The organism is Gammaproteobacteria bacterium (assembly GCA_028817255.1).
Classification (GTDB): Bacteria; Pseudomonadota; Gammaproteobacteria; order Porifericomitales; family Porifericomitaceae; genus Porifericomes; species Porifericomes azotivorans.
The window spans coordinates 1-8,522 of record JAPPQA010000105.1 but is presented as its reverse complement, the minus strand read 5'-3'; the positions used below and the strand labels follow the sequence as shown (position 1 = coordinate 8,522).

Below are 8,522 nucleotides of genomic sequence, written 5' to 3'. Positions count from 1 at the left end.
CCGACGCCCGGCGACCTGCCTCCGAAAGCCGGCGCAAGTCTTGATCAACCGCTACGCCTTTTCAAGTGTCTGTACAATGCCCGCGCAACATCCCTGCCGTTGCGGGGTCATGGGGAGGGCACCCCGGCCCGTCTTCCCCCTGCCCCCGGCTGGCGCGGCGGCGGGAATCCGGGGCCGGAAAACCAAACTCCAGCGGTCTGTCCGCACTTATACGCCCTGACTTGTGATAGAATGGGCCCAGGTATTCCTTGGCCCGACCACCTGACGGGAAAGATCATTCGGAAATTCGGCAAGGCGCCCTAAGTGAACCAGACGAATCCCGCACAGCCCACGATTGCGCTTGCGGAGAGCAGCAAAGCGATGTGCTCGATGTTCCAGGAAGCCCTGGCAGGGGCGGACGTGGAATTCGTTTTCCTGCACGAGCCCCGGGCGGTGCTCGAATACCTGGAGCAACACACGCCCAACCTGCTCTTGATCAGCACCAAGATGCCGGGCAAGGGCGGCTTCTCCCTGCTCCGGGAGTGCCGCAAAAACCCTCGCAACGAGAACATACCCGTGATCGTAATCAGTTCGAAAGACTATATGCAGGACCGCCTGATCGCCAAAGAGCTGAACGTGCTGGAATTCCTGGTCAAGCCCTTCTCCATGCAGCAGATCAGGACGGTCGTGCTGGACACCCTGGAGCAGGCCGGGGAGCAGGCCGGCAACCAAGCCGAAAAGAACGATACCTGATGGGAAAGGCCTATCTGCGTTTCTGGGGCGTGCGCGGTTCCTACGCGGCGCCCTACACCACCCATATGAAGGTGGGAGGGAACACCTCCTGCGTAGAGATCCGCGTGGACGACCATATCCTGCTGTGCGACGCGGGCACGGGCATCATCCCGTTGGGGAACCTGCTGATGCGGCAGGACGAGATCCGCAAACTGTTCATCGTCCTGAGCCATTACCATTGGGATCACATCTGTGGCCTGCCCTTTTTTGTCCCTGCCTTTTCGCCGGAGTGGAGCATCACGATCTTCGGTCCCGGAGACACGGAGAAGGACGTGAAGAACGCCGTGAGCACTCAGATGAGCTCCCCCTTCTTCCCGGTCGGCACCGAAACCTGGCTCGCCAAAATCAGGTACCGCACCTACGAGAGCAACGAGTTCGCCTACGGCCCCATGAAGATTCAGTACTGCAACGTGCACCACCCGGGCGCCACCTACGGCTACCGGATCGAGACCCTCGACCGCACGATCGCATACGCCCCCGACAACGAGTGCATGTTTCTGGAGAAGACGGTGATTCAGCAATCCAAGAACCTGAACGACCAGGAGCGGACTTACTACGACATGATGAAGCAGGAGGAATACGAATCCGACCAGGAGCTGTTCAAAGACGTGGACATCATGATCCACGACGCGCAATACACCCTGGACGAGTACGAGAAGAAGCAGGGGTGGGGGCACTCCTGCTACCTGGACACCGTTCAATCGGCGCTGGACGCGAACGCCAAAGTCCTGTTCCTGTTTCATCACGACCCTGCGCACGGCGACAAATTCATGGCGGAAATCCAGCAGGATGTAGAAGCCATGATTCGAATGAACAAGTCCAAACTGAAGTGCTACCTGGCGCGCGAGGGCCTGTGCGTCCATCTGCGCCGCAACTCCAGGAAGCGCTAGCGCCCCGCGATGGCCGGCAGTACCGGGCACAGCGGCGGGGGAGACATCCTGCTCAACGGCAAGGCGTTTCCGGTGCGGCGGGGCGACACCGTCGCCTCGCTGCTGTCGGAACTGGCGCTCGCCGGCAGATTCGCCATTGAGATCAACGGACAGATCGTATCCGCGAGCCGGTTTCCCGGGCGGCGGTTAAAACCGGGAGACCGGGTCGAGATCGTCCAGGCCGTCGGTGGCGGCTGAGGTGCGAGCGCAGGCGCCCGTGCCGACACAGGCGCCCCCCGGCAGCGCCGACCCCCTGGTCATCGGAGAGCGGCGTTACCGTTCCCGGCTGCTGGTGGGCACGGGCAAATATCGCGATCTGGAACAGGCCAGGCAGGCGATCGAAGCCAGCGGGGCGGAGATCGTGACCGTGGCGATCCGGCGCGCCAATATCGGCGGCGGGGCAGGCAAGGCGGGCGCGGCGAAGCTGCTGGATTGCATATCCCCGGAAAAATACACCATCCTGCCCAACACCGCCGGCTGTTTCGACGCCGCAGCCGCCTTGCGAACCTGCCTGCTGGCCCGCGAGCTGCTGGGCGGCCGGGGCACCCTGGTCAAACTCGAGGTCATGGGCGACGAACGAAGCCTGCTGCCGGACGTGGCCGAAACCCTGAAGGCCGTGCCCCTGCTGCTCCGGGAGGGCTTTGCGGTCATGGCATACACCAACGACGACCCGGTGGCGGCCAAACGGCTGGAGGAGGCGGGATGCGCGGCGATCATGCCCCTCGCCGCCCCCATCGGTTCCGGCCTGGGGATTCTCAACCGGCACAACCTCTCCGTCATCGTCGCCGCCGCCTCGGTCCCGGTCCTGGTGGACGCCGGCGTGGGGACCGCCTCGGACGCGGCCATCGCCATGGAGCTCGGCTGCGACGGCGTACTGATGAACACCGCGATCGCGGGCGCCCGCTCTCCCACGCTGATGGCGGCCGCCATGCGCAAGGCGGTGGCGGCCGGGCGCGAGGCCTTCCGCGCCGGACGCATACCGCGCCGCGACGCCGCCGCGCCCTCCTCGCCCCGGGAAGGACGGTTCCATCGCTGAGTACGCAAACGGGGGCCTGTCCCCCGCCCGGGCGGCGCCGGCCATCCGCAGCTACGCGCGCCGCGAGGGGCGCATAACCCCGGCGCAAGAGCGCGCCCTGCGGCTGCTATGGCAAGACTACGGTCTCGACTTCTCGCCCCATCCCTTGTCGCTGGACCGGGTATTCGGCCGTTGCGCGCCGCGGCTCCTGGATATCGGCTGCGGCAACGGAGACACGACCCTGGCCCTGGCCCGCGAGCACCCGGACGGCGACTGCATCGCCGTCGAAGTCTATCGCCCCGGCGCCGGCAGCCTGCTGCGCCGGCTGGCGGCACAGCGCCTTGGCAACGTGCGGCTGATCTGCCGCGACATCGTGGAAGTTCTGGAGCGGCAACTCCCGGAAGAATCGCTGGACATGGTTTTGCTGCTGTTCCCGGATCCCTGGCCCAAAAAACGCCATCGCAAGCGCCGGCTGATAAACGACGGCTTCCTTGCCCTGCTGGCAAGCCGGCTGAAACCGCGCGGACGCATCTTCATCGCCACGGACTGGAGAGATTACCTCCTGCAGATCCTGGACTGCCTGCGCCGCAGCGCCGCCCTGGCCAACCTGGCGGGAGAGGGGCGCACGGCGCCGCGGCCGCGCTGGCGCCCGCTGACCCGTTACGAAACCGCCGCGAGGAGAGAGGGCAAACGAATCTACGACCTGATCCTGGCGCGCCGGGCCTGACACCGCCCCCGGAGGCGCGACCGTGCTCATAGACGGCGCCCCGCCGGAGCGGGCGCTGGCCGCGGTGTGCGAGATCGCCGCCGCGGCGGCGCAACGGGCCATGCGGCTGTTCCAGACCCGCCTCGCGGTCCGCCAAAAGGCCGACGGCACCCCCGTGACCCAGGCCGACCTGGACGTCCACCAACACATCTGCGGCGCGCTGTCCTCATGCAGTCGGCTGCCGGCGCTCTCCGAAGAGGCCGCCCCGCCCCCGTTCCGCGAGCGCGGCAAATGGCCGCGCTACTGGCTAATCGATCCCATTGACGGGACCCGGGAATTCATCGGCGGGCGGCCGGAATTCACCGTCAACATCGCGCTGATCGAGGGGCATGCGCCGGTACTGGGGGTGATCCACGCCCCGGCCACGGGCGCCTGTTACTACGCCGCCCGGGGCCTGGGCGCGCACGAACGGGACCGCGACCGGCCGCCGCGCCGGCTCGAAACCCGCCGCGCGCAGGCGGCGGGGCTGCGCGTCGCCTGCAGCCGCAGCCGCCGCAACCGACGGCTGAACGCATTCCTGCGGGGGCTGGGAACGGGGACGCGCATCGAGCCCATGGGCAGCTCCCTGAAGGTCTGCCGGGTGGCGGCCGGGCGGGCGGACATCTATCCCCAGTTCGGCAAAACCTGCGAATGGGACACGGCGGCGGCGCAGTGCATCCTGGAACAAGCCGGCGGGCGGCTGGTGGACTTCCGCCTGCGCCCCCTGCGCTACAACACGCAACCCAGCCTGGAGAACCCTCGTTTTCTCGCCCTGGGAGACCCGGGATTCCCCTGGCCGGCGCGCCTGCAAGAGGCCGGCCTGCGGCCGCCCGCGGCTTCAGCGCATGCGCCGGAACAGCGCCAGGCAGAAGACCGCTAACAACGCCAAAGGCAGCGCGGCGAGCAGCGCCGGCTGCAACCCGTAACTCGTGCCGACCCGGTAGGCGGCGCGCGCCAGCACCTGGTAGCCGATGCCCGCGAAGGCGGCGGCCAGCACTTTGCCCGCCACGTCGAAGCCGGGCAATTCCAGGCGCGCCAGGGGCAGGCTCAGCAGGACCATGACCAGGATAACGCCCGGCTGCAACAGCCGCGACCACAAGGCAAACTCGTGCGGGGGGCTGGATTGCCGGTTGGCCGCCAGATACCTCGCGTAGTCGAACAGCACCGTCATGGGCAGGAACCGGGCCGGGACCTCGGTACTGCCCAGCGTCTCCAGGGAAACGGACAGCCGCCATTGCCGCGCCGCCTGCGTCTCCCGCGAGGCGCCGGCGGCAGAGAAGCGCACCGTCTCCACCTCCTCCAGCAACCAATGCGACGGCTTGCGCCAGCCGCGCCGGGCCCGGACCATTTCCTGCAAGCCCTGCCCGGCGCCGTAGCGATACAGCGTCACGTCCCGGATATGCCCCGCCGAGACCACCTGCCCGATATGCACATGCGTATTCCCGGTCCGCAGCCAAAGTTCTCCGCCGAGCCAGGAGTGCAGATCCCGACCCGCCGCATGGGCACGGATTTCCCGCGCCGTGCGTTCGGCGAAGGGCGCCAGCAATTCGCCGTTCAGCACCGCGAGCGCGGCCAGCGGCAACCCCGCGGAGCGGAGCAACAGCAAGGCGCAAGCGCGGCGGGACAAGCCGTAACCCGACAAGGCCAGCAGCTCGTTGCTGCGCCCCAGCAGCGCCAGGGCCAGGACCGCGCCGACGACGACGCAGACCGGAAACAACTCGTGGACGAAGCCGGGTACGCTGAACAGCACATGGGCCAGCGCGCCATACAAGCCGTAATGCCCCCGGCCCACGTCGCCCAATTCATTCGCCAAATCGAACAGGGCGAACAGCCCCGTCAACAGAAAGAGCACCGCGAGCACGCCGGCGCCCAGACTGGCCGCCAGGTAGCGCGCCAGGATCTTCACCGGCGCGGACTCCCGGCCGCCGGGCCCGGCCGGCGCCGGCGGTACGCCAGGGCCAGCAAGGCCGCCAGCGCCAACAGGTGCGCCCCGCCCCAGCCTAGCGGCGGCGGGATGCGCCCGCGCGCCAGCAGCGCGTGGGACAATTCCATCAGGTTGTAGTAGAGCAGGTAAACGCCGATCCCCAACAGCAGCGTGCCGTAGCGGCGCCGCGTATAAGGCATGCGCGGCTGCAGCAACACGGCAAACGGCGCCAGCAGCAGACAGGCGACCACCTGCGAGGCGCGCCGCTGCAATTCGGCCAGGTGCCGCGCCGTGCCGCGCTGCCATAGTTGTCGCAGCGACATGGACTCTTCTTCGCGCTTCTTCGCTATCGCCGCGCGCTGCGGCACCTGAATGCGGTAACTGCGGAAACGGGTCCGCTTGTGCGCCAGCCGGCGCGGGTCCAGATCGTAGCGCGTGCCGTCCTCAAAGCGGACCAGGCGGCGGCCGGCCGCGTCCTCCTCAAAAGACGCCCGCCGCGCAACGAGCAGGCCCCGCCGCGCTCCCGGCGCCGCAAAGTAATAATAGACGCCGCTCAATCGCCCCTCCGCCGCCGCCTCGATATAGACCGTTCCCCGTCCCTGCCCCAGGGCATGGAACTGCCGGGCGGACAGCCAGGCCAGCGCGTCCGTCCGTTGCAGGCGCGCCAGCAGCTCTGCGTATGCCGCCTCCGCCCGGGGCGCAAGCAGCCACGCGCAGCAGGCCGCCAGCAGGGCCGCGGGCAGGGCCGCCAGCAGGCTGAGCCGCAGGTGATAGCCCAGCCCCAGACCGCTGCCCGCCATGACCGGCAATTCTCGGTCGTGCGTCAGCCGCGCGTAGCAGCTCAGCAGCGCCAGAAACATGGACAGGGACAGCAACTCCGGGAAATAGGTCACGAGTTTCAGGCGCATCACGTCGAACAGCAGCGACACCGGGATGCCGGCCGCCGCGCTGGAGGAGGTAAAGCGCGCCAGCAGGTACGCATTGGTCAGCAGCAGCAGCAGCAGCAGCAGCCACACCATCCTGGCGCCGATCTCGCGGTACAGGTAACGGCTGATAATCATCTTCGTTCGCAGGCGGCTGCACAGTCCGGGCCTTATCCAGGGGGCGGCAAAACACTTGCATCCGCCCATGGTTCAGGCGTCGCGGTTCTTTGCAATTCCCCGCGCAATCCTGTAGAATACCTTACCTAACCGTTATCAAGGAAAAAGCATGCCGCACCCTACAACCACGAATGCCCGTGCTTGCGATGGCGGCGAATTTGCCTCGACGGGGCTTGCCGCCCGCAGCCGCGCCGCCCGCAATCGTACGAAATCGGCCCGTACCGGCCCGTACGAAACCTTCCGCAACGAACCCCGACCGCCGCCCCCCGAATCCCCGGCGCCATGCGCCCGCGGCTCGCATCCCGCATCGGCGGGGGCCATGCCTTGTCCTCCCCGCCTCGCCGAATATGGGGCGGGACTGGAGGCGGGCCAGACGCCGAAAACGCCGGCGCGCCCCCGCGCCCTGTGGCGCCGGTCCTGTCTCGCGGCCTGTCTCGCTGCATTGGCGGCGGCGGCACTGCCGGGCACGGTCTATGCGCAAGCGACTTTCGCAATCCGCCTCAGCGGCACCCTGGCCGGCCGCGCCACGCAGATCACGGAGGGACCTGCCCAAGAAGTGCCATACACCGTTATCGGAAGCGGCGCCCAGCCCGGCGGCAACGTGGTGGCGTCCTGCACGGTGGCCGCCGATCCCAACGCCGTGGACGGCGCTGCCGGGATTACGCCCGCCGATTTGCTCGACCCCGTGGGCCGCACGGTTCTATCCTCGTTCCCTGTGCAAACGCTTACTTTCACCCCGTCCAACTACCAAACGGGGCAGCTTTGCACCATTCTCATCCGTGACGATGACGCCGTGGAAAGCACCGAGGGGTTTAAGGTGACTCTGAGCATCGTTTCCGGCGACGGCACGGTCGCGGACGGAGAAGACAGTCTTTCCACCATAATCGTTGACTCTGACACCAACTTCCGCATCTCCGGCGCGCCGGGGGCGGCAGAGGGCGGCTCGCTGAGTTTTGCCGTGGTCGGCCGCGGCGTGGCGCCCATCTTCCCGGTCACGGCCACCTGCACCGTGTCCGGCGCCGGCGCCATGCCCGCCACGGCAGGCGATTTCCGCGACAGCAGCGGCGCCTCCGCGCCATCCGCGGACTTCCCCGCCCCTGCGTTGCTGTTCACCGCGCGCGATTACGCGACGCCCCAGCACTGCGTCATCCACACCTTCGACGACGCGAGCTCGGAAAACAGCGAGAGCTTCGCCGTCACCCTCACGGTGTCCGGCGGCCCCAACATCGCGCCCGACGCCGCCGCCAACACGGCCGCCGGCACCATCGAGGCCAGCGACGTGCCCTTCTTTTCCATCAGCGAAACACCGAGCGCGAACGAGGGCGACTCGCTGAGCTTTACCGTGGTCGGCGCCGGCCGGCAACCGTCCGACGACGTAATTGCCGGCTGCGCCGTCGCAGCGGGCGGCGCCGCCGCGGCGGGCGATTTCCGCGACAGCGGCGGCGCCTCCATGGCATCCGCAAACCTCCCCGGAGACACGCTGACCTTCACCAGTGGCGATTACATGACGCCCCAAAGCTGCGTCATCCACACCTTCGACGACGCGAGCGCGGAACCCAGCGAGGACTTCACCGTCACTCTCACGATATCCGGCGGCGGCGCCACACTCGGCGCCGCCAGCACGACCACCGGCACGATCCGGGCCAGCGATCTGACGGCGGCCACCTTCTCCATCGGCGATGCGCGGAGCGCACTCGAAGGCGACTCGCTGCGTTTCTCCGTAGTCGGCACAGGCCCGGCGCCGGGCGGCCAGGTGATCGCCACCTGCACCGTGTCGCCGGGCGATGGCATCGTGGCCAGCGATTTCCGCGACAGCAGCGGCGCCTCCTCGGCGGCCACGAACCTGCCCGCGCCCACGCTGACCTTCAATACAGGCGATTACACAACGCCCCAGGACTGCGTCATCCACACCTTCGACGACACGAGCGAGGAACCCAGCGAGGACTTCACCGTCACCCTCACGGTGTCCGGCGGCGGCGCCATGACCGGCGCCGACAGCACGGCTACCGGCACCATCGAGGCCAGCGATCACGACAAC

9 protein-coding genes are annotated in these 8,522 nt (G+C 67.9%); 7 read left to right on the top strand and 2 right to left on the bottom strand.

What is annotated here, in order from left to right:
* Positions 1 to 303 precede the first annotated feature (303 nt).
* The 6 genes from OXU43_04560 (at position 304) to cysQ (ending at position 4,340) form a co-directional block, all read left to right on the top strand.
* Positions 304 to 732, top strand: coding sequence for a response regulator (locus OXU43_04560; GenBank protein ID MDD9824421.1), 429 nt, complete (start codon positions 304 to 306; stop codon positions 730 to 732).
* A complete protein-coding gene (locus OXU43_04555) occupies positions 732 to 1,661 on the top strand; it encodes an MBL fold metallo-hydrolase (protein ID MDD9824420.1) in 930 nt (309 codons plus the stop codon). The genes OXU43_04560 and OXU43_04555 overlap by 1 nt, the downstream gene beginning before the upstream one ends.
* Positions 1,662 to 1,670: 9 nt before the next feature.
* On the top strand, positions 1,671 to 1,898 hold the full coding sequence (thiS, locus tag OXU43_04550) for a sulfur carrier protein ThiS (protein ID MDD9824419.1): 228 nt from the start codon (positions 1,671 to 1,673) through the stop codon (positions 1,896 to 1,898).
* A 55-nt stretch (positions 1,899 to 1,953) separates the two neighbouring features.
* Positions 1,954 to 2,736 carry a thiazole synthase gene (locus OXU43_04545; GenBank protein MDD9824418.1) on the top strand — a complete coding sequence of 261 codons (783 nt, stop codon included), beginning with the start codon at positions 1,954 to 1,956 and terminating at the stop codon, positions 2,734 to 2,736.
* A gap of 145 nt (positions 2,737 to 2,881) precedes the next feature.
* Complete coding sequence (gene trmB, locus OXU43_04540; protein MDD9824417.1) at positions 2,882 to 3,442, top strand: tRNA (guanosine(46)-N7)-methyltransferase TrmB; 561 nt, start codon at positions 2,882 to 2,884, stop codon at positions 3,440 to 3,442.
* A gap of 22 nt (positions 3,443 to 3,464) precedes the next feature.
* On the top strand, positions 3,465 to 4,340 hold the full coding sequence (gene cysQ, locus OXU43_04535; protein ID MDD9824416.1) for a 3'(2'),5'-bisphosphate nucleotidase CysQ: 876 nt from the start codon (positions 3,465 to 3,467) through the stop codon (positions 4,338 to 4,340).
* On the opposite strand, the gene lptG is transcribed toward cysQ, so the two are convergent.
* A complete protein-coding gene (lptG, locus tag OXU43_04530; protein ID MDD9824415.1) occupies positions 4,299 to 5,366 on the bottom strand; it encodes an LPS export ABC transporter permease LptG in 1,068 nt (355 codons plus the stop codon). The genes cysQ and lptG overlap by 42 nt on opposite strands.
* On the bottom strand, positions 5,363 to 6,445 hold the full coding sequence (gene lptF / locus OXU43_04525; GenBank protein MDD9824414.1) for an LPS export ABC transporter permease LptF: 1,083 nt from the start codon (positions 6,443 to 6,445) through the stop codon (positions 5,363 to 5,365). Before lptF ends, lptG begins: the two co-directional genes overlap by 4 nt.
* Positions 6,446 to 6,803: 358 nt before the next feature.
* On the opposite strand from lptF, the gene OXU43_04520 reads away from it, so the two are divergent.
* On the top strand, positions 6,804 to 8,522 hold a 1,719-nt coding region (locus OXU43_04520; protein MDD9824413.1), incomplete at its 3' end, for a hypothetical protein.

Bases quoted from the DNA above. Each gene is read 5' to 3' on its own strand.
- OXU43_04555 (MDD9824420.1), top strand. From the start codon at position 732: ATGGGAAAGGCCTATCTGCGTTTCTGGGGCGTGCGCGGTTCCTACGCG.
- thiS (MDD9824419.1), top strand. From the start codon at position 1,671: ATGGCCGGCAGTACCGGGCACAGCGGCGGGGGAGACATCCTGCTCAAC.
- lptF (MDD9824414.1), bottom strand. From the start codon at position 6,445: ATGATTATCAGCCGTTACCTGTACCGCGAGATCGGCGCCAGGATGGTG.